Origin of the sequence: Opitutus sp. ER46, from assembly GCF_003054705.1 — a bacterium.
In the GTDB taxonomy this organism is placed as follows: Bacteria; Verrucomicrobiota; Verrucomicrobiia; order Opitutales; family Opitutaceae; genus ER46.
Genome location: NZ_QAYX01000023.1, coordinates 517,878 through 538,328 on the forward strand (window position 1 = coordinate 517,878; position 20,451 = coordinate 538,328).

The 20,451-nt window shown below is 66.1% G+C and carries 21 protein-coding genes; 10 read left to right on the plus strand and 11 right to left on the minus strand.

From position 1 onward, the window contains the following. The first annotated feature begins 1 nt into the window (after window position 1). The 3 genes from DB354_RS14975 to DB354_RS14985 are packed head-to-tail and all read left to right on the plus strand — an operon-like array spanning window position 2 to window position 2,921. The gene (locus tag DB354_RS14975) at window positions 2-1,447 is read left to right on the plus strand and encodes a cbb3-type cytochrome c oxidase subunit I (RefSeq protein WP_107836438.1); all 1,446 of its coding nucleotides are present in this window, start codon (window positions 2-4) and stop codon (window positions 1,445-1,447) included. Continuing rightward, entirely contained in the window at window positions 1,444-2,256 is an 813-nt protein-coding gene (locus DB354_RS14980) for a cbb3-type cytochrome c oxidase subunit II (RefSeq protein WP_107836439.1), read from the plus strand. Before DB354_RS14975 ends, DB354_RS14980 begins: the two co-directional genes overlap by 4 nt. Beyond that, entirely contained in the window at window positions 2,253-2,921 is a 669-nt protein-coding gene (locus DB354_RS14985) for a cytochrome c (RefSeq protein ID WP_107836440.1), read from the plus strand. Before DB354_RS14980 ends, DB354_RS14985 begins: the two co-directional genes overlap by 4 nt. Window positions 2,922-3,014: 93 nt before the next feature. Here DB354_RS14985 and rfaD read toward each other — a convergent pair whose 3' ends face one another. The 6 genes from rfaD to DB354_RS15015 all read right to left on the minus strand — a co-directional run bounded on the left by rfaD (window position 3,015) and on the right by DB354_RS15015 (window position 8,799). Further along, window positions 3,015-4,019, minus strand: coding sequence for an ADP-glyceromanno-heptose 6-epimerase (rfaD, locus tag DB354_RS14990; protein ID WP_107836575.1), 1,005 nt, complete (start codon window positions 4,017-4,019; stop codon window positions 3,015-3,017). Between the two features lie 142 nt (window positions 4,020-4,161). Then, window positions 4,162-4,965: a pyrroline-5-carboxylate reductase gene (gene proC, locus DB354_RS14995; protein ID WP_107836441.1), complete on the minus strand. Its 804-nt coding sequence runs from the start codon at window positions 4,963-4,965 to the stop codon at window positions 4,162-4,164. A 17-nt stretch (window positions 4,966-4,982) separates the two neighbouring features. Continuing rightward, on the minus strand, window positions 4,983-6,113 hold the full coding sequence (locus DB354_RS15000; protein WP_107836442.1) for a response regulator: 1,131 nt from the start codon (window positions 6,111-6,113) through the stop codon (window positions 4,983-4,985). Window positions 6,114-6,272: 159 nt separating this feature from the next. After that, entirely contained in the window at window positions 6,273-7,148 is an 876-nt protein-coding gene (gene folD / locus DB354_RS15005) for a bifunctional methylenetetrahydrofolate dehydrogenase/methenyltetrahydrofolate cyclohydrolase FolD (RefSeq protein WP_107836443.1), read from the minus strand. Window positions 7,149-7,169: 21 nt separating this feature from the next. After that, the gene (locus tag DB354_RS15010) at window positions 7,170-8,000 is read right to left on the minus strand and encodes a hypothetical protein (protein ID WP_107836444.1); all 831 of its coding nucleotides are present in this window, start codon (window positions 7,998-8,000) and stop codon (window positions 7,170-7,172) included. Then, window positions 7,990-8,799 (minus strand): pseudouridine synthase, encoded by an 810-nt coding sequence (locus tag DB354_RS15015; protein ID WP_107836445.1) that lies wholly within the window; start codon window positions 8,797-8,799, stop codon window positions 7,990-7,992. The genes DB354_RS15010 and DB354_RS15015 overlap by 11 nt, the downstream gene beginning before the upstream one ends. A 156-nt stretch (window positions 8,800-8,955) precedes the next feature. On the opposite strand from DB354_RS15015, the gene DB354_RS15020 reads away from it, so the two are divergent. From DB354_RS15020 to fabF, 4 genes are all read left to right on the plus strand, one after another. Next, entirely contained in the window at window positions 8,956-10,125 is a 1,170-nt protein-coding gene (locus tag DB354_RS15020; protein ID WP_107836446.1) for a sulfite reductase subunit alpha, read from the plus strand. Window positions 10,126-10,222: 97 nt separating this feature from the next. Further along, complete coding sequence (fabG, locus tag DB354_RS15025) at window positions 10,223-10,972, plus strand: 3-oxoacyl-[acyl-carrier-protein] reductase (RefSeq protein ID WP_107836447.1); 750 nt, start codon at window positions 10,223-10,225, stop codon at window positions 10,970-10,972. 38 nt (window positions 10,973-11,010) lie between these two features. Beyond that, a complete protein-coding gene (gene acpP, locus DB354_RS15030; protein ID WP_107836448.1) occupies window positions 11,011-11,274 on the plus strand; it encodes an acyl carrier protein in 264 nt (87 codons plus the stop codon). 100 nt (window positions 11,275-11,374) lie between these two features. Then, window positions 11,375-12,625 carry a beta-ketoacyl-ACP synthase II gene (gene fabF, locus DB354_RS15035; protein ID WP_107836449.1) on the plus strand — a complete coding sequence of 417 codons (1,251 nt, stop codon included), beginning with the start codon at window positions 11,375-11,377 and terminating at the stop codon, window positions 12,623-12,625. 285 nt (window positions 12,626-12,910) lie between these two features. Here fabF and rpmB read toward each other — a convergent pair whose 3' ends face one another. Together rpmB and DB354_RS15045 are read right to left on the minus strand one after the other, a co-directional pair. After that, entirely contained in the window at window positions 12,911-13,141 is a 231-nt protein-coding gene (rpmB, locus tag DB354_RS15040; RefSeq protein WP_107836450.1) for a 50S ribosomal protein L28, read from the minus strand. 106 nt (window positions 13,142-13,247) lie between these two features. Next, window positions 13,248-14,243, minus strand: a complete 996-nt coding sequence (locus DB354_RS15045) for an SAM-dependent methyltransferase (RefSeq protein ID WP_107836451.1) — start codon at window positions 14,241-14,243, stop codon at window positions 13,248-13,250. Window positions 14,244-14,334: 91 nt separating this feature from the next. Here DB354_RS15045 and DB354_RS15050 point away from each other — a divergent pair, with 91 nt between their 5' ends. Both DB354_RS15050 and tsaD read left to right on the plus strand, forming a co-directional pair. Continuing rightward, window positions 14,335-15,633, plus strand: coding sequence for a S41 family peptidase (locus tag DB354_RS15050; RefSeq protein WP_107836452.1), 1,299 nt, complete (start codon window positions 14,335-14,337; stop codon window positions 15,631-15,633). After that, the gene (gene tsaD / locus DB354_RS15055) at window positions 15,630-16,667 is read left to right on the plus strand and encodes a tRNA (adenosine(37)-N6)-threonylcarbamoyltransferase complex transferase subunit TsaD (protein ID WP_107836453.1); all 1,038 of its coding nucleotides are present in this window, start codon (window positions 15,630-15,632) and stop codon (window positions 16,665-16,667) included. The genes DB354_RS15050 and tsaD overlap by 4 nt, the downstream gene beginning before the upstream one ends. A 19-nt stretch (window positions 16,668-16,686) precedes the next feature. Here tsaD and rpoN read toward each other — a convergent pair whose 3' ends face one another. Both rpoN and DB354_RS15065 read right to left on the minus strand, forming a co-directional pair. After that, window positions 16,687-18,219: an RNA polymerase factor sigma-54 gene (gene rpoN, locus DB354_RS15060; protein WP_107836454.1), complete on the minus strand. Its 1,533-nt coding sequence runs from the start codon at window positions 18,217-18,219 to the stop codon at window positions 16,687-16,689. Between the two features lie 27 nt (window positions 18,220-18,246). Continuing rightward, window positions 18,247-19,218: a serine/threonine-protein kinase gene (locus DB354_RS15065; RefSeq protein ID WP_107836455.1), complete on the minus strand. Its 972-nt coding sequence runs from the start codon at window positions 19,216-19,218 to the stop codon at window positions 18,247-18,249. Window positions 19,219-19,331: 113 nt separating this feature from the next. Here DB354_RS15065 and DB354_RS15070 point away from each other — a divergent pair, with 113 nt between their 5' ends. Further along, a complete protein-coding gene (locus DB354_RS15070; RefSeq protein ID WP_107836456.1) occupies window positions 19,332-19,643 on the plus strand; it encodes an iron-sulfur cluster assembly accessory protein in 312 nt (103 codons plus the stop codon). Between the two features lie 24 nt (window positions 19,644-19,667). Here the strand turns inward: DB354_RS15070 and ubiE are convergent, their stop codons facing one another. Continuing rightward, window positions 19,668-20,369, minus strand: coding sequence for a bifunctional demethylmenaquinone methyltransferase/2-methoxy-6-polyprenyl-1,4-benzoquinol methylase UbiE (ubiE, locus tag DB354_RS15075; RefSeq protein ID WP_107836457.1), 702 nt, complete (start codon window positions 20,367-20,369; stop codon window positions 19,668-19,670). Between the last annotated feature and the right edge of the window lie 82 nt (window positions 20,370-20,451).

Here is a 20,451-nt window from a genome sequence, read left to right on the forward strand (position 1 = left end):
CATGACCTACGCCCCGACCACGACCGCAACCGAGGCTCCGGCCCCGGTGGCGGCGGGCGATGTGACTCCGCTGGACCAGGCGGCCCGCACGCCGCTGCTGCTGCTGCTTGGCTCCGGCATCCTCTGGCTGGTGCTCAGCGGGGTGCTGGCGCTGATCGCCTCGATCCAGCTGCATTCGCCCCGCTTCCTGGCCGACTACGCCTTCCTGACGCACGGACGGGTGGAGGCCTTGCGCGAGAGCGCCTTCATCTACGGCTGGGCCGCCAACGCGGGCCTCGCCATCGCGATCTGGGTGCTGTCCCGCTTGGGCGGCAATCCGATGCGCGCGCTGAACTGGGTGTTCTTCGGCGGGGTCGCCTGGAATCTCGGCCTTTCGGCGGGCCTGCTGGGCATTGCGGTGGGCGATCTCACCTCGTTCTCGCTCTTCCAACTGCCGCGGTACGTGCAGCCGTTCATGGTCGTGGCCTATGGCGCAATCGCCCTCTCGGGTGTCGTCGCCTGGATGGGGCGGAAGCAGAACGCCACTTTCGCCGCGCAATGGTATGCGATCACCGCGCTCTTTCTGTTTCCGTGGCTTTCGTCGGTCGCGCAACTCGTGCTCCTCTGGTCGCCGCTGCGCGGGGTCGCCCAGGCGGTCGGCGCCGGCTGGTACGCGCAGGGCGTCTGGACGCTGTGGCTGACCCCGCTGGCGCTGGCGGGCGCTTACTACGTGGTGGCCAAGGTCAGCGGGCGCGTGCTGCCGCAGTACGATGCGGCTCGGCTCGGCTTCTGGACGCTGATCGTGATCGGTGCCTGGACGGGCGGCCGGAAGCTGATCGGCGGACCGGTGCCGGCTTGGATCGTCACGACGTCAATCGTGGCCGCCGTGGTCCTCCTCGTGCATTACCTCATTGTCGGACTGAACCTCCGCGGCATCTGGGGCACGAAGGGGACGGTCGCCGGCTTTGTTCGCTTTGGTCTCATGGCGTACCTGCTCGCCGGCGCATTCGACGCGCTTACGGCCTTCCGCAGCGTCGCGCTCGAAACGCAGTTCACGTTCGCGTCGGTCGCGCTCGACCAGCTCGCGCAGTACGGTGCGGTCTCGATGCTATTCTTCGGCGCCATCTACTTCATGGTGCCCCGGCTGACGGGCCACGCCTGGGCCTCAAGCGGGCTGACGGTGGGGCATCGCGTGCTGGTGAGCGTCGGCCTGATCGTCCTCATCCTCACGCTCGGGGCGGCGGGCTGGAGCCAGGGCGTTGATCTGCTCGATGCCAAAATGACATTCGCCGACATCCTGGCGCGCTCGCGGCTTTCGCTGCTGATGGTGACGGGAGCGAACTTCGTGCTCCTCTGCGCGAACGTACTCCTGCTCGTCAACTTCCTCCAGACCATCAGCGCCAGCGTGGTGGCCGACGTCACGGCCTTGAACCCGATCCCGCGTTCCTCGGAGGCGTCTGCGACATGAAAAACGGACCACTCTTCTTCATCGGCGTCTTTGCCGCCGTCACGGTTTCCTGGATCGGCCTGGTGCTCGGTGCGCATGCCCAGCTGGGCTCACAGACGCCTTACTACGACCAGACGGAGGAGAGCGCCTTCCCCGTCGCACCGTCCGGTTTGGCCGCCCAAGGCGAGTTGGTTTACACCGATCTCGGCTGCGCCTCGTGCCATACGCAGCAGGTGCGGCGTCCGACCTTCGGCTCCGACCAGGCGCGTGGTTGGGGTGAGCGGCAGAGCGTCGCCCGCGACTACATCTTTCAGGCGCGCCCGCAACTGGGCTCGCTGCGCTATGGCCCGGACCTGGCGAACCTCGCGGGTCAGCCGAACGGCGCGCCGGTCGCGGCGGACCTGATGAAACTGCTCTATACGGGTTCGGCAACGCATCCGGCGTACGGCTTCCTCTTCGACCAGCAGCGCATTGTGGGGCAGCGCTCCGTCCGCGCCCTCGACCTTGCGGGTCGCGCGGCGCCGCGTCCGGGATATCAGGTTGTGCCCACGCGGCGCGCCGAGGCACTGGTCGCCTATCTCTCGGAACTGAAACAGACCTACGTTTATCCGGAGGCGGCGCCCGCGGCACCGGAATCGCCGAATGCCGCCGCGCCCACCGCGGCCCCGGCCCAGCCGGCCGCCGCACACGCGCCGACTGCCGCTCCGGTCGCTGGAGCCAGCACGCAGCCGCCGCCCGATCCCGAGAAAGCCAATCCGCCGGGGAAGCGTCCCGAGCAGGCCGTGCCTGCCGCTGCGCCCGACGAAAAATCGAAGTCTCCGCAGAAATGAGCACGCCTTCGAACCAGGACCCCCGTCTCGACGACGCCGCCGTCACGGACGAAAACGTGCTGGCCCAGCATCAAAAGCTGGTCGGCAAGCAGCCCGATGAGAAGGGGCAGTACCGGCTGATGCCGCTCGGCATGCTCTTCCTCTTTGCCGGGTTCATCTTCTTCGGGGCGACGTATCTTGGCCGCTATTCCGGCAAGTTCGATGCCCGCATCTACGACGAGAACGTGAAGGAGTTCGGCGCCGTGAAGAAGGCGACCGGGCCGGTCGACCCCGTCGTCCTTGGCGAGAAGCTCTTCAACAACGCCGCCTGCAACACCTGCCATCAGGCCACCGGTACCGGCGTGCCGGGCGCGATTCCGCCGCTCGTCGGCTCGGAGTGGGTGAAGGGAACCGAGGAGCGCACCGTCCGCATCGTGCTGTATGGTCTGCAGGGCCCGATCACCGTGGCCGGCGGCAACTACAACTCTGCCATGCCGGCGTTCGGCAAGGTTGCCGGCAGCGGGTACAACTGGTCGGACGAGAAGGTGGCCGCCGTTGTCTCGTACATCCGGCACAAGTGGGGTGACAACGCGGCGCCGGTCACGGCGGCGAAGGTCGCCGAGATCCGCACCAAGGAAGGCGACCGCAAGGCGTGGACGGCTGACGAGCTGATGAAGATTCAGTGAGCTGGCTGACCAGTTTTCATTAACGACAAAGGCGCGCCGCGAGGCGCGCCTTTGTGCTGTTCGGGGACGCGGATGGATGGGGATGCCGGGCCGTCAGTCGCCGAGGCGTTTGCCCGGCACGAGGTAGTTCTGAACGTAGTCGGCAACGGATGGAGCAAGAGCCGTCATCGGCCGCGTGTAGCCGGTGCCGCGCAGCTTGGAGATGTCGGCGCGGGTGTAGTACTGGTACTTGCCGCGCAGGACCTCGGGCATGTCAATGAAGTCGATCTGGGGCTCGCGGCCGAGGGCGGAGAATATGGCGCGGGTGAGTGTGAGCCAGGTGTTGGCCTCCCCGCTGCCGAGGTTGAAAAGCCCGTGGGCGGCGATGCCCTGCGGCGATTCGGCGAAGTGCAGCGTCATCTCGATCGCGTCCTTCACGTAGAGAAAATCGCGCATCTGCTCGCCGTCGCGGTACTCCGGCTTGTGGCTCTTGAAGAGCTGCACGCGGCCGGTCGCCTGAATCTGCTGGTAGGCCTTGTTCACGAGGGAACGCATGTCGCCCTTGTGGTCCTCATTGGGGCCGAAAACGTTGAAGTACTTCACGCCGACGATCCGTTTCAGCCAGCCCTCGCGCTGGGCGGTCAGGTCGAAGAGGTGCTTCGAGTACCCGTACATGTTGAGCGGACGCAGGCGGTGGAGCTTCTCGTCGTGGTCGTCCATGCCCTGGGCGCCGTCGCCATAGGTGGCGGCGGAGGAGGCGTAGACCAAGCGGGCATCCTGTGCGAGCGACCAGAGCGCGAGTTCCTTGGTGAACGCGTAATTGTTGTCGGCGAGGTAGCTCGCGTTCTTCTCCGTCGTTGCCGAGCACGCGCCGAGGTGAAAAACGGCAGAGAAGCGGCCGAGGGAGGCGGGCTTCTCGCTCAGGCGCCGGCGGAAGGCGTCAGCCTCCAGGTAGTCGGCATAGCGGAGCGGCACCAGATTTCGCCAGCGTTCGTCGGAGCCGAGGATATCGGTGATGACGATATCGGAGTGCCCGCGTTGGTTGAGCGCCCAGACGAGCGCGCTGCCAATGAAGCCGGCGCCGCCGGTGACTAGGATACGACCATTGAGGAGACTCATCGCATCCACGATTTCAGCGGTTCGCGCCGGTTCTACCATCCCGAAATGTCGGGAGCAGGTAGGGCTGGCGGGAGAACGGGGCCCACAACCGTGCAGATATGGCGGAAGCCGACCGCGAGGTCGGCGGCGCGCCGCGGAAAGGCTACTCGCGAGAGAGCTCCTCGGAGCGGGCCTTGGCGGCAGCGACGGTCTCGCGCATCATGCCGCGGAAGTCGCGGGCCGCCATCCGCTGGAGGCCGGCGTAGGTGGTGCCGTTGGGCGAGGTAACCTGGTTACGGAGGATCTCCGGCTCGATGCTTTTCTGCGCGAGCAATTGGGCGGAGCCGAGGACCGTCTGGATCGCCAGCGTGTGGGCGACGTCCGGCGCCAGCCCGGCGGCGACGGCGGCGTCGCGGAGCGCGGCGGCGAACTCGAAAACGTAGGCGGGGCCGCTGCCGCTGACGGCGGTGATGGCGTCCATCTGCGTTTCCTCGACGGCGACGAACTTGCCGAGGGCCCCGAGGATCTTTTCGACCATGGCGCGATCGCTCGCGGGGAGCGGCTGGTGCGAGCACCAGGCGGACATGCCGGCGCCGATCTGGCCCGGCGTGTTGGGCATGACCCGGACAAGGTGGCGGGCGGCGGGGAAGGTGTGGGCCAGCGTGGCGAGCTTCTTGCCGGCGAGAATGGAAATGACGAGCTTGCCGGCGGTGAGCTGGGCGAGGCGCGGATCGGCGGAGGCCAGATGCTGCGGCTTGAAGGCGACGACGACGGTGTCGGCGCCCTCGAGCAGCTGTTCGATGGAAGTGGCGTGGCCGATGCCGGTGCGACCGGCAAGGGTGGCGGCGGTGGCGTCGGCGCCGCCGTAGCACATCAGCTCGGCCGCTTGGGCGGCTCTCCGGCCCAGGAGGCCGTCAACGAAGGCGGATGCCATGTTGCCGGCACCCAGAAACGCGATTTTAGGCATGGAAAGGGACGCCCGGCTCAGGACTGGATGTTCTTGCGCGCCTTGCGGTCGAGCGGGTGCACGAGAATGGCGGTGGCGCCGCCGCCCGGAGTGTCGGCCATGGTGACTTCGCCGCCGAGGTTGCGCAGCGCGTGGCGCGCGACGGTGAGGCCCATCCCGACGCCGACGGTGTTCTTGGAGCTGACGAAGGGCTCGAACATCTTGTCGCGGATCTCAGGATCGATGCCGTGGCCATGGTCGATGACCCGTACCTCGATGAAGCGCCCCTCCTCGGGTTTCTCGATGATGTGGGTCTGGATCGCGATGGGGCGCGGGTCCTCGGGCCGGTTGTGGTAGGACTCCCAGGCGTTCATCAGGACCTTGGCGAGAACCTGTTCGAACACCTCGAAGTTGGTCTCCACTCCGATATCGCCGAGCGCGTTGTCGATCGTGACGGGCGCCGCGAACTTGTTGTCGTCGTGGAACCGGGCGATGCCGCCGGAGAGCAGGCCCTCGAGACCGGCCTTGGTCAGCGGCGGGCGGGAGCGCACCACGAGCGTGCTGAGCTGCTTGATGATGGCGACGATTCGCTGGACGGCGTCCTCGACGTGCTGGGCGTTCTTTCGCACCTGGTCGGGCTTGTCGTAGTACGCCTTCACCAGGTCGAGATAACCGATCACGACGCCGAGCAGGTTGTTGAGATTGTGTGCGATGCCCTGGGTAACGGCGCCAATCGTGGCGGCGCGGCGCGCCTCCTCGAGGCGTCGCTGAAGATCGACCATCTGGCGGTTGATGGCGACGAAACGCAGCTGCGTTTGCACGCGGGCGAGGGTCTCGTCGAGGTCGATGGGCTTGGTGATGTAGTCCACGGCGCCGACCCCGAGGCCCTCGAGTTTGCTCTCCTTGCCGGTGCGCGCGGTGATGAAGATGACGGGGATGCCGCGGGTGGCCTCTTTGGCCTGCAGGCGCTGGCAGACTTCGATGCCATCCATGTCGGGCATCATGACGTCGAGGAGGATCAGGTCCGGCCGCTCGCTTTGCACGAGGTCAAGCGCCTCCTTGCCATTGTACGCAGCGAGGACGCGGATGCCTTCACGTTCGAGTTTACGTTTCAGCAGCTGGACGTTGATGGGCTGGTCATCAACGACCAAGATCGCGGGTGCGGGCATGGGGCGGAGAAAAACCAGTTCCCCGGGTGGGTGCAAGCGCCCGGGGGCGAGGAAAATGGGCCGGCGCGAGAATTTGGCCCTTGGGACCCAATCGACAGGCAGGCGGGGGCCTCGCGGCGGTGCGGGATCGCGACGCGTCCCGGCCCGGGCGATGCCGCCTCAGGCGCCGGCGCGCTGCCGGTAGGCCTTGACCGTGTTGCGCATGAGCATGGCCACGGTCATGGGGCCGACGCCGCCGGGGACGGGCGTGATCTGGGCGCAACGCGGGGAGACGCCGGCGAAGTCCACGTCACCGACCAGGCGGTAACCGGATTTCTTGGACGCGTCGGCGACGCGGTTGATGCCGACGTCGATGACGACCGCACCGGACTTGACCATGTCGGCCTTGACGAACTCGGGGCGACCGATGGCGGCGATGAGCACGTCGGCCTGGCGGGTGATCTCGGGCAGGTTGGCGGTCGCGGAGTGGCACACGGTGACGGTGCCATTGGCGCCGGCGCGTTTCTGAAGCGCGAGCAGGGCGACGGGTTTGCCGACGAGCAGGCTGCGGCCGACCACCACGACGTGCTTGCCCTTGAGGTCCACGCGACTGCGGGCGAGCAGTTCCATGATGCCGGCGGGAGTGCAGGAGACGAAGCCGGTGTCATCGTCCTGCGCGACCTTGCCGAGGTTCATGGTCCCCAGACCGTCGACGTCCTTGCCCGGATCGATCCGCCGGAAGATCGCGAGCTCGTCGATCTGGCGGGGCATGGGGGACTGGACGAGAATGCCGTCGACGGTGGCGTCGGCGTTGAGCTGATCGATGAGCTGGCCGAGGTCGGCCTGCGTGATCGTGACGGGCGGGAGGATGACGCGGCTGGTGATGCCGATCTCCTCGGCCGTCTTCTCCTTCTTCTTCACATACGAGACCGAGGCGGGATCCTCGCCCACGCGCACCAGCGCGATGCACGGCTTGCGGCCGGTGATGGCGGTGGCTTCCGCCTTCAACTCGGCAATGATGGTGGTGGCGATTTGGTTGCCGTCGATCAGCGTCATGTCTGGAGAAGGTCGGAGGGCTCAGCGTTGGAGGAGCTGGAGAGACTCGACGAGGATGACGATCGACTTGCCGTCGGCGGTGGGCTTGGCGCCGCCGAAGACGACGACGAAGTGGTCGGCGTATTTGTCGATCTGCTCGGTCTGCAGGAGCTTTGAAACGTCGAGGTACGCGAAACGGCGGCCGTCATTGTCGTCGAGCGCCCAGTCGTACGGGCGACGCGGACGCAGCACGCTGCGGGTGGAAACGAATTTGCCGGCAAACTGGCGCGGGATGAGGCTGGCCGCGTCGGCACTCTCGGCAACGGGAGCGGGCTGGCCGACGGGGGCGCCGACGGACGGAGCCGCAGCGGCAGCCGGCGCCGGGGCAGGGAGCGCGCCGGGGTCGCTGGCGGGGACGGGCATGGCGGCGATCGAAGTCGCGACGGGAGCGGTCGCGGGCGCGACCTGAATGTACCCGATGATGGACTTCTGGAGGTTCAGCTGGGTCCAGCGGCCGCGCAGGCCGGTGATCGTGGTCTTGTCACCGCGCTCGGCGACGGCGAGGACCGTGCCATCGGCCTTGGGGGAGAGGCGCAGCGGGGTGCCGTCCTTGACGTTGAGGCTCTTGGTCAGCTGGCGGTTTTCCACGTACACCTCGAAGGGGCCGGGAAGTTCGACGGCCATCCAGCCGGCGGGCGTGGATAGTTCGTCCTTGGCGGCCGTCGGCTCGGTGCCGGCCTTGAGATAGGAGATGGCCGGGGAGGAGGTATCCGGCTTCGTGTGCACCGCCGTGGTCTGGTTGAGCGGGGCGGCCGAGATCGCGGTCGCGAGGATCGTGCCGAAGGCCAGGGAGGCGAGGAGGTTAGTCTTCATCGTTAACGGGAGCGGTCGGGATCGAGCGCGCGCGGGCTTCAAAAGGTGCCCGGGGCGTCGAAGGATTACGGAAGAGAGAATCGATTTCCTTGGTAGAAAGGACCTTGCCGGCGCGCAACGGGATTCCCTTCAGCTGGAGGGCGCCGATCTGATAGCGGCGGAGGCGTTTGACCTCGTAACCCATCGCGAGGAACAGCTGGCGGATCTCGCGCTTCTTTCCGTGGTGCATGTGCACATCGAGGTCGGCGGCGGCTTCGCTAACCCCGGCGTTGATGAGGGCAGCGCGTTCGACCTGGAGTCGTTCCCCTTCGATGACGAGGCCGCGGACGAGTTGCAGCAGGCGACTGGCGGGGAACGGCTTCACCAAGGTGACCTGATAGCGCTTCACCACGGTGTTGGACGGGTGCATCAGGCGGTGGGCGAGGTCACCGTCGGTGGTGAGGATGACGAGCCCCTCGCTGTCGAGGTCGAGTCGGCCGGCGCAGAAGAAGCGGTAGCGGGCGAACTCACGGGGGAGGAGTTCGAAAACGGTGGCGGCGTGGTGGGGGTCGTCGTTGGAGCAGACGAGGCCGCGCGGTTTGTGCACGGCGACGGTGATCTTGGGCTGAGCGGCGCTGCGGACCGGTTTGCCGGAAACGGTGACCTTGTCGATGCCTGGGGTGATCTTCTGCCCCAGGGTGGCGGCCTCGCCATTGACCCAGACCTCGCCTTGCGCAATCAGGGCCTCGGCCGAGCGACGGGAACAGATGCCCGCGTCAGCGAGGTATTTTTGCAGGCGGATCGGTTCAGCGGTGGCCATTCGTGAAGAGAGTAAAGGGGGAAAGAGGGGGGAACTGAAAGGCTGAATTCAACGCGGAAGCGGAGAACGTCGAGTGGGCTGGTGCAGTCGCGGCATAATAGGGAAACGCGGCTTGCGACACTCCGGAAGCCGCACTTGTTGCGCGTGCCAAGAATCATGACCGGATCCAATGCGGCGGAGCCCTACACGAAAGATTTCCCGTTTCCCGCCCGGGTGACCGAGAATCGCCTGCTGAGCCGGCCGGGATCGGCAAAGGAGACGCGTCACTTCGTGATCGATCTAAGTGGCAGTGGGTTGCACTACAACACGGGCGATTCGCTGGGCGTCTTTCCCCGCAATCGCCCGCAGGAAGTCGCCGAGATACTGCGGTTGCTGGGTGCGACGGGGGGCGAGCCGGTCTCGCCGGCGGCGCTGAAGCTCGCCGCTCCGATGCCGCTGCGGGAGGCGCTGGAGGGCCGGTTGGCGCTGGCGAAACCCACGCGCAAGATCGTGGAGGTGCTGGCGGCGCGGGCCACCGAGCCGGTGGAGAAGGCCAAACTGGAGGGAATGCTGGCGCCCGAGGCGAAGGACCTGCTGGCAGGGTATCTGGAGCAGCGTGAGTTTGTGGACCTCCTGGCGGAGTTTCCAAGTGCGCGCCTCGCCCCGCAGGAGTTCGTCGACCACCTCCGGCGGCTGATGCCGCGGCTCTACTCGATCGCGTCATCGCCGCGCGTACACCCGACGGAAATCCACCTGACCATCGCGGTGGTGCGGTACGAGTCGAACCACCGCGAGCGGGTGGGGGTGTGTTCGACGTTCCTTGCCGAGCGGGTGCCGGTGGGAGCGCCGGTGGTGCCTGTATTTGTTTCGCACTCACACTTCGGTCCGCCGGAGGACCCGACGCGCGACTGCATCATGATTGGACCGGGCACGGGCATCGCGCCGTTTCGGGCCTTCCTGCAGGACCGCGCCGCGTTGGGGGCCACCGGGCGCAACTGGCTGTTCTTTGGCGACCAGAAACGCGCCACCGATTTCCTGTACGAGGAAGAATGGGCGGAGTTTCAGGCGCGCGGGCAATTGACACGTTTTGACACGGCCTTTTCGCGGGACCAGCCGGTGAAGGTGTATGTGCAGGATCGGATGCGCGCGCAGGCGGCCGAGTTGTGGCGCTGGATCGACGCCGGGGCCTGTGTGTACGTTTGCGGTGACGCCAAGCGCATGGCGCGCGATGTCGACACCACGTTGCACGACATCGTGGCGGAGCAGGGCGGCAGGACTGTGGAGGAGGCGACGGAGTACGTCCGCCAGATGAAGAAGGATAAGCGCTACCAGCGCGACGTGTACTAGGCGTCCGACGCCCCCTGAGGCGCGGCGCCAGGGGTGGAGCTTAGCCTTGCCCTGAGCTGCGCCTTGCCTCACTCCCTGACCCCCTAATCCCTCCACTATGCTCACCTTCAAGAATCGCACTGCCCTCGTGACCGGCGCCGGCCGGGGTATTGGCAAGGCTATCGCTGAGACGCTCGCCCGTCAGGGTGTGACGGTTATCTGCGTCTCGAAGTCGGCGGACTCCTGCGGTGCGACGGCGGCGGCGATCAATGCGGCCGGCGGCAAGGCCAAGGCGATGGCGGTGGACGTGGCCGATGGCGCGGCGGTCGAGAAGGCGTGCGCGGAACTCCTGAAGGAGTTCCCGGTGATCGACATCCTGGTGAACAACGCTGGCATCACGCGGGACGGTCTGCTGTTCCGCATGAGCGATGCGGACTGGAACGACGTGATCTCCACCAATCTTTCGAGCTGCTTCTACTGGACGAAGCACCTGGCACGCCCGATGACGCGCGCGCGGTGGGGGCGCATTGTCAACATGGCCTCGGTCAGCGGCATCATGGGCAACGCTGGCCAGGCGAACTACTCCGCGGCGAAGGCGGGGGTGATCGGCCTCAGCAAGGCGCTCGCCCGCGAGTTCGCCAGCCGCAACATCACCGTCAACGTGGTGGCACCCGGGTTCATCAAAACGGACATGACGACCGAGTTCGTGAACAACCCTGAGATCTCCGCCAAGATTCTGGAGACCGTGCCGCTCAAACGCTTCGGCGAAGTGTCCGAAATTGCGTCGATGACTGCGTACCTCTGTTCAGAGGAAGCGAGTTACATAACGGGACAAGTTTTTACCGTTGACGGCGGCATGGCGATGTGAAGTGTCCGTAAAGATTTTTCCCCGTCACATTTCTGCCAATGGCTGACCAAAAAACCATCGAACAACGCGTCAAAGAGATCATCGTGAATCAGCTCAACGTGAACGAGGAGCAGATCACGCCGCAGGCGTCATTTCTGGATGATCTCGGCGCCGATTCACTCGACACCGTCGAGCTGATCATGGCCTTCGAGGAAGAGTTCAAGGACGAGATCAAGGGTGAGATCCCTGAGTCCGATGCCGAGAAGCTCCAGACGGTTGGCCAGGTGATCGACTACATTAAGTCGAAGGCCGGCCAGTCCTAATCCCAGGCCTGATTTACCTTTCGGCGTTCTGCCGCTTTTCCGCACGGAAATGGCTGGCAGAACGCCTTTTTGTTTTCTCAAATCCGCGGCTCTTCTCGCTATGGAAAATCGTTCGAATTCCCGCCGGGTGGTTGTCACTGGCCTCGGGGCGATCACCGCCATCGGGCACGACGTGAACTCGTTCTGGGCGAGCCTGCTCGCCGGCCGCGGTGGCGTCGGCCGGGTGACGGCCTTCGATCCGACCGACTTTGCCACGCAAGTGGGCGCGGAGGTCCGGGACTGGGACGCCGCCCAGCACATGGATCCGAAGGAGGTGCGGCGGAACGACCGCTACACGCATTTCGGTTTCGTCGCGGCCAAGCAGGCGGTGCACGACTCCGCCCTCGAGATGGCGAAAGAGGACGGTGACCGCGTCGGCGTGATCATCGGCTCCGGCATCGGTGGGATGCACACGTACGAGACGCAGTTGCGGACCCTTTGGGACCGCGGCCCCCGCAAGGTGTCGCCGTTCACGATCCCGGCGCTGATCGGCAACATGTGCTCGGGCCTCGTGGCGATCGAGTACGGTGCGCGCGGTCCAAACTTTGGCATGGTGTCCGCCTGTGCCACTGGGACGCACGCGATCGGCGAAGCCGCCCACGCGATCCGCCGCGGCGACGCTGACGTGATGATTGCCGGTGGCAGCGAAGCGACGATCACGCCGTTTGCCTATGCGAGTTTCTGCTCGATGAAGGCGATGAGCACGCGCAACGACGACCCCGCCACAGCGTGCCGCCCGTTCGACAAGGGCCGCGACGGCTTCGTGATGGGCGAGGGCGCCGGCGTCCTGATTCTCGAGTCACTCGAGCACGCGCAGGCCCGCGGTGCGCGCATCTACTGCGAACTGGCCGGGTATGCGGCCACATGTGACGCGTTTCACATCACGCAGCCCGACCCCGACGGCAAAGGACTTTCCCTGGCCATGACCCGAGCGCTGGCGAGCGCCGGCGTCACACCCGCGGATATCGATTACATCAACGCGCACGGCACCTCCACGCCGTACAACGACAAGTTCGAGACGCTCGCGATCAAGCGGGTGTTCGGCGAGCATGCGCGGAAGCTCGCGGTCAGTTCCACCAAGTCGATGACGGGGCACCTGCTCGGCGCGGCCGGCGGCATCGAGTCGGTCATTTGCGCGAAGACGATCGAGACGCAGATGCTCGCGCCGACGATCAATCTGCACGATCAGGATCCCGAGTGTGATTTGGACTACGTGGCCAACGCGGCTCGGCCCGCACGCGTACGTGCGGTCCTCTGCAACAATCTCGGGTTTGGCGGCCAGAACGCCGCGTCCGTCTTCAAGGCGCTCTAGTGGGCAGCGCCGGCCGGCGCCTCACGCCCGCTCGGCGCGATGGGCCCCCGTGTCCAAGAACTGCGTACGCCGGTGGCGGGACCGGCGACGGTCTGATTGGCGCCCAAGGATGGGGCAGCGACGCTTGCTTGCGCGGTTTAGCCGCCGCCCCGGCGCTCCTGGCGTGATGGGTGCGTCCGGGGTGTGCCTTAGCCGCCGTTGATGCGATACCGCGCCGGAAGGGCGCAAAAAAGCCCGCGGCCGGAGTGACCGCGGGCGAAAGTTTAGTCCGAAGAGGTGGACCGATCAGGCCTTCTCGACGAGCCCGGCCTTGATGGCCTTGACCGACACCCAAACGCGCTTGGTACCGCCATTTGCGGTCTTCACGCGGATCTTCTGAAGATTCGGCCGGAACTTCCGCTTCGTGATGCTCGTCACGTGCGTGCCGATGCCGCCGCTCTTCTTCGACTGACCCTTGCGATTGATGATCGAGCCCTTGACGGGACGGCGACCGGTGACTGCACAAATTCTGGCCATGGTACGTTCGAGTTAGTTAAAGGGTCGTCAGTAAAGGGTGGGCGAAAGGTGAAGCAAGGGGAAAGTTGCCGCACGCGTTGCGGGCTACGCGACAGGCGCTCAAGACTCAGGCGCCGCGTGCAGAACGCAGGGCATGGAGGACCTGGAACTTCTGCCCGAGGTGGGTCCCGTGCAAGAGCTGAAGCAGGGACTGCTTCCGGCGGGTAAAATGGGCGGCATCGGCGGCGATCGCCGCCGCCAGGTACTTCTCGGCGTGGCGGATGAAGAACGCCTCTTGGGACTCGAGCTGCGGCTTGCTGAAGCCGTTGTGTTCCAAAGTACTGCTGAGCCAATCCCAGCAGACATGACAGGTGAGGTCCTGCTGGCCGGGTTGGGCGAGGAGGTCGTTGCTTTGCGTGTGGCGGACGTACGCCCGGGCGGTACCTGCAGGCGTCGCCTCCGTCAGCTCCCGCCAGCTCTTGCCGTAGTCGAACGCGACAAAGAGGCCGGTCCAAGGCTGCCGCGCGATAATGCCGGCCAGCTGCGCCGCCGCCACGGGTGCGTCGATCGTGTAGCCGTTCACCAACGCGGTCAGCAGCGGCGTGCCGCAGGCGTCGGGATCGGCCGGGCCGAGATCGATTTCCTGCAGGCCCCCCGCGTGCAGACCGACTCCCAGTTCGTGCCACTGGCCCTCGCGGAAACGAAAACGCCGGAAGGGTTGCGCATCGAACAGCTCGTTGGAAAACACAACGCACGGGCCGGAGATCTCGAGCGTGCCGCCGAGAGGAATGGTGCGCACCGCGCGGAACGGGTGCGCCACGTCGGTAAGAACGCCGCCGGGCGTCTCGGCTCCAATCTCGACGAAGGCGTGTTCAGCGACGTCGAGACTCCCCAGCAGTTGTACCACGGCGGCGGTGACGAGTTCGCCAAACACGGGGCCGCTGGTGCTGGCGGTGAAGAAATCAGTCCCCGGCCCGTAGCCCACGCGGGGCCGCGACTGGGCGTAGTAGCCGAGCTTGGGGTGGTAGAGGGCGAGGTCCACAAACGCATCGAACCGCATCGCGAGGTTGGCGTCGGCGCGTTCGGCAAACGCGGCCAGGAAGGCATCGGAACTCGGAGGCATGAACGGTGAGTGGAGCGGGACGCCGGCGTGGGCGCGGAGCCGTGGCGACGAACCGATTTACAAAGCGAACCGGATGCCCACAGTGGGCCGGATGTTCAAACGGATTCTCGTGCTTGGCGCCGGCATGCTGCTTGGCGTGGCTCTCGCGTTGGCGGGGCTGCGGCTGGCGACGGCGTGGGGCCTGTTTCCGTCGCGCGACTTGTCGCGGTCGAGCACCTACGTGCGGGAGGTAATGCGGCTGGTGCAGGAGAACTATGTGGACGAGAAGGCCGTGGCGTACGACTCGCTGGCGCGCAACGCGATTCACGGCCTCGTTGAGTCGCTCGATCCGCACTCCGAGTTTCTCGAGGAGAAGGACAATCTCGAGTTCGAGGAGGATCTCACGGGCGAGTTTGGCGGCGTCGGGCTGCAGGTGGAAACCCGGCAGAATCGCGTCGTGGTCATCGCGCCCCTGGCGGGCACGCCCGGTGAGCGCGCCGGCATCCAGCGCGGGGATGAAATCGTCACCATCGACGGCAAGTCGGTGGAGACGAATGCCTCGATGGACAGCGTGGTCAGCCGGTTGCGCGGGCAGCCAAAGACCCGGGTAACGGTGGGGCTGTTTCGGCCGGGCACGCGCGAGACGCTGAGCTACACGCTGGTGCGGGAGGTCATTCGCATCGAGAGCGTGCGTGACGTGAAGATCATCGGCGACGGCGTAGGCTACATCCAGCTCACCGAATTTTCGGAGCACACGGCCGAGCAGTTCGACCAGGCGCTCGACCGGCTGCTGCGGGAGGGCGCGACCAGCCTCATCCTCGACTTGCGAAATAATCCGGGAGGGTTGCTCGATGCGGCGGTGGAAGTGGCGGAGCCGTTCTTCAAGCGGGGCGAGCTCATCGTCTCCACCAAGGGCCGCAAGCGGAGCGACCATGAGGAGTATCGGGCCGAACTGGACGGAGACCCCGTCGACGTGCCGGTGGTCGTGCTCATCAACGCGGGCAGTGCCAGCGCGGCCGAGGTCGTGACGGGCGCGCTGAAGGACACCGGGCGCGCCGTCGTCATCGGCGAGCGCTCTTTCGGCAAAGGCTCGGTGCAGTCGATCTTCAAACTCGAGAACGGGGAAGGCCTGCGGCTCACGACAGGCCGCTACTTCACCCCCGCCGGGGTCAGTATTCACGAGCGCGGGATCGCCCCGCACGTGGAGGTCGTCATGACGCCGGAGGAGGACAACAAACTCGCGCGCCAGCGCTCGCGCCCGGACATCACCGATCCACAGGAATTCAAGGCGCGGTTTGGCTTCGAGCCGATTGCCGACCGGCAACTCGACACGGCGCTGGCGGTGCTGAAGGCGCACCGGCTCCTCGAGGCGCGGCCGGCTCGGACCCTTGCCGCCCGACGCTTACCATGATCCTGGCCCTCGAGAGTTCCTGTGATGAAAGCGCGCTCGCGTTGTTCGACCCGGCGCGCGGGTTGGCGGGCGAGTGGGTCCACAGCCAGATCGCGCTGCACGAGAAGCATGGCGGCGTCGTGCCGGACCTGGCCACGCGCGAGCACCTGCGGACCTTTGCGCCGCTGCTGGAGCGCGTGAAGGCGGAGTGCGGGCTCGATGGCGTGCGGCAGATCGCGGTCACCCACGGCCCGGGGCTGGCGGCCTGCCTGGCCATCGGCACTGCGGCGGCGAAGGCCCTCGGGCTGGCGCTGCGGGTGCCCGTGGTCGGAGTCAACCACCTGCGCGGCCACGCGTGGTCGCCCTTTATCGCGCTGCACGCGGCGACGCCGGCGACGTTTGCGACGGAGCTGGGGCAGTGGCTGCCGCACCTCGGGCTCATTGTGTCGGGCGGCAATACGCTCCTCTTCACGCTGGCCGAGGACCGGCGCATCACCGTGCTTTCCTCGACGCGGGATGATGCCGCGGGAGAGGCGCTCGACAAAGGCGCGAAGCTGCTGGGGCTCGGGTATCCTGGGGGGCCGCGGGTCGAGCGGCTGGCGGCGACGGGCAAGCCGGACGCCTTCGACTTTCCGCGGGGCATCGGCCGGCGCGACGAACTCGATTTTAGTTTCTCCGGGCTGAAGACGAGCCTGCGCTATCGCATCGAGAAGATGCCGGCCGAGGAGGTGCAGGCGCGAATATCCGACCTGTGCGCGAGCTACCAGCAGGCGGTGGTCGATGCGCTGGTGCGCAAGGTGCACGCGGCGCTGCGGCAGGGTGAAGGCCGTTTCCGCAGCCTGGGACTCTCCGGCGGCGTGGCCAACAACCGCACCCTGCGGGCGGCGCTCGAGCGCGAGGCGCAGCGCGCGCGCGTGCGCTTTGCCGCTGCGCAACCCAAGCACACGGGCGACAATGCCGGGATGATCGCGTTCGCGGCGTGGGCCGACACGACAGGCGTGGAGCGCGACGCCGGGATGGGGCTGCGCGTGGAGCCGAGCGCGCCGCTCGCGTGATGCGGTCCTGTCGCGACCGCTACTTGTAGTCGCGGCGCAGGTTGCTGGGCAGGATGCCCAGCTCCTCGCGATATTTCGCGACGGTGCGGCGGGCGATGGTGATGCCCTTGTCCTGGAGCTTGGCGACAAGTTCCTGGTCGCTGAGCGGGGCGGATTTGTCCTCGAGCGAGATCAGGTCGTTGATCATCTCCTTCACGCTCGTGTTGGAGACGGCGGCGCCACTCTGTGCCTGGTAGCCTGGCGTGAAGAAGTATTTGAAATCAAAGACGCCGTGCGGGGTGCGGACGTACTTGTTGGCGATCGCGCGGCTCACCGTGGTCTCATGCACGCCGACGACATCCGCGATCTGCGTCATCGTGAGCGGCTTCAGGTGGGCGACGCCGTTTTCGAAAAAATCATGCTGCGCGTTCACGATCTCGCGGGTGATCCGCTCGATGGTGCGCTGCCGCTGCTCGATGGAGTCGATGAGGAACTTGCCCGAGCGCATCCGCTCGCGGAGGTAATCGCGTTCCTGTTTCGTCAGCGTGCCCTTGGCGATCATCTCCCGGTACGTGCCCGAAATCCGGAGCCGCGGGATGTAGTCGCTGTTCAGCGAGATCTTCCATTCGTCGCCGTCCTTTTCGACGGTGACGTCCGGCACGACGACGCGGTTGGAATCCTCGGCAAACCGGCGCCCCGGCGCGGGGTCGAGCTTCCCGATCTCCTCGATGGCGGACTGCACCTCGTCGGCGTCCGCGCTGAGCTTGCGCGCCAGCTCGGGAATGCGGCGCCGGGTGAGAAGGTCGAAATGATCACGGATCATCCGCGCCGCCAGCGACGTGCCGCGGCCGTTCGCGACCAGCTGCGCGAGCAGGCAGTCGGGAAGGTCTTTCGCGCCGATGCCGGCCGGGTCAAAGGTCTTGAGGATCTTCAGCGCCTCCTGCACGGCTTCGAGCGGCAGCCCGGACTGGAGGGCGACGTCGGAGGGCGTCTGTGTGAGAAACCCGCGGTCATCGAGCGAGCCGACGAGGTGATGCATGGCCTGCAGGGCGGGGGCTGACATGTCGGCCGTCTGGGCCTGCTGCATCAGGTGCTCCTGCAGGGAGGTTTCGCTGACGAGGGAGTCGAAGAAGTGCTGGCGGCGTTCCGCATCCTCGGCGGTGTACGGCTGGGCGCCCCCGACGTTGGCCATGTGGTCGCGCCAGTCCTCGTCGAGTTTGCCGAGGATCTCGAACTCCTTGTCCTTCGAAAAATCGAGTTCGTCGCGCTTGCCGTCGTGATCGCTCTCGTGGTCCGAGGTTGGCGCGGCGCTCAGGTCGGCCCCGCTGTCGTGGGACTCGGCGGGGCTCTCGCCCTCGGCGTCCTGGTGGTCGTCGGTCTGCTTGTCGAGGCTCACTCCCTCCATGGGCAGCTCCTCGAGGGTTGGATTGCTCTGGAGCTCCTCCTGGATGACCGAACGCAGGTCGAGCGCCGCCACCTGCAGAATCTTGAGCGATTGCCGCAGCTGGGGGGCGAGTACCAGGGACTGCGTCTGGCGCTGGCGAAGTTCGTGGCTGAATCCGGGCCCGCTCATCGTGATGACTGTGTTCCGCGTTTCATCCTAGGCGAGGGCCCGCGATGGCGAAGGCACCACGGGGTCGCGTACCCCGTAGAGATCCTTGAGATAGACGCCGAGCTTCTCGTTGGTGGGGCCGTAGCGGTCGCTGTAGAGGTAGAGTTCGAGGTCGGTGAGGAGTTCGAAGGCGGTCTGGTAGCGCTTGTCGCGGTCGCGCTGCAGCGCGCGCTGGATGATGGCCTCGAGCCGGGCGTCGATCTCGGGGCGGAGCGACGCGAACCGGGGGATCGGCATCATCAGGATGTTGCGCCGCGACTGCACGCGGTCGGCAGACCGGAAGATGTTCCGGCCCAGCAGCAACTCGGTGAGCACGATGCCGAGGCCGAACAGGTCGGCGCGGGAGTCAGTGACGGCGTAGCTGGCCTGTTCGGGGGAGAGGTACTCGTCCTTGCCCGCGATCACCTTGCCCTCCTCGTTGTACATGAGGTCGAGGGCCTTCGCGATGCCGAAGTCGGTCAGCTTCACGTCGCCCTCATAGGCGATCATGATGTTCTTCGGCCCGATGTCGCGATGCACGATGTTGAGGTGGCGCCCGTCGCGGTCGCACTTGGTGTGGGCGTAGGTGAGGCCGCGGGCGACCCGGGAGACGATGAAGGCCGCCAGGTCGATCGGGATGGGGCGATCGAGGTGGCGATGCCGGTCAAGGAACTGCTCGAGGTTCACGCCCCGCACAAATTCCATGACCATGAAATATTGTCCGCCGACCTGCCCCAGATGGTAGGTCTGAACGATGTTGGTGTGGATCAGGTCGGCGACCAGCCGAGCCTCGCCGATAAAATTCTTCTGAAACTCCTCCACCGCCGAATACTCTTCCCGTATCAATTTGACCGCTACGACCTTGCGGAAATTTCCAGCTCCAAGCTGCTGTGCCTCGTAGACGACGCCCATGCCGCCCTCGGCCACCTTGCGCGTCATCTCGTAGTGTAGCTCGCTGAAGATGTGTTTGATCGACGCCACCGGGGACCTAGGAAACGTCCGCGAGCAGGAACAGGCAAGAGCACAAATCGTGACCGGCGTGAAATCTGCTGTGCGTTTGACAGAACAGGTCTCCGACCTACGGTCCGCCGCGCATGATCAACCTCACCTCCAGAGCGGCGCAGCAGGTCCGTGCCATGCAGGCGGGGCAGGGCGGCAAACGCCTGCGCGTGCTGGTGGAGAACGGGGGCTGCTCCGGTTTTCAGTACGGCATGACGTTTGATGACGCGAAACCCGGCGATGCCGAATTTGAGAGCGAGGGCGTGCTCATTGTGGTTGATGGCGCCAGCTTGGAACGGCTCGACGGCGCGACCATCGACTTCGACGATGGCCTGCACGGCAAGGGGTTCGAGGTGCGGAATCCGCGCGCCCAGAGCACCTGCGGCTGCGGCAAGTCGTTCAACTGACCCCGGCGTTGATGTCGATTTGCGTCAGCGGCGCGCGATGTGCAGCGCGACAATGCCGAAGGTCATTGCGCGGGCGGTCACCGTGGGGAACCCGGCGGCCGTGATCTCCGCGGCCAAGGCGGGGCGGTCGGGAAACTGCGTGATCGTGTCGTTGAGGTAGACATACGCGGCCCGATCACCGGTGACGATCCCCGCGATCGTCGGCAGGATCCGGCGCAGGTAGAACGCATAAAACGGCCGGAACCAGGGGTACGGCTGAGAAAATTCGAGCACGAAAAGATGACCGCCGGGACGCAGCACGCGGCGCATTTCGTGGAGGCCCTTGTTGCGGTCCGCCAAGTTGCGCAGTCCGAACGCGATCGTCACCGCGTCGGTGCACGCGTCGGGCAGCGGTAGGGCGAGCCCGTCGCCCGGACGGAATGTCACGTTCGCGTAACGCTCCGGGCCGGCCGCGACCTTCTTGATCTCGGCCTGATCGAGCATCGGCTGGCAGAAATCCATGCCCAGAATACGAGTGGAATTGCCCAATCCCCGGCTGAGGGCGAATGCCACGTCGCCACTCCCTGTCGCAAGGTCCAACACGTCACCCGGATGTGTCCGACGCACGGCCGCGACGAGCCGGCGGCGCCACCAGATATCGATCCCTCCGCTGAGCAGCCGGTTGGCGACGTCGTAGCGCTGCGCAATGCGCCCAAACATGGAGTTGACGGCAACGGGATCTGGCATGGGCGGAGGTTCTCGTGCGAGTGGGAGCCGGATGCAAATCGGTCTTAAGGGGTTGACGCAATTCGAAGTCCGCAAATACTTT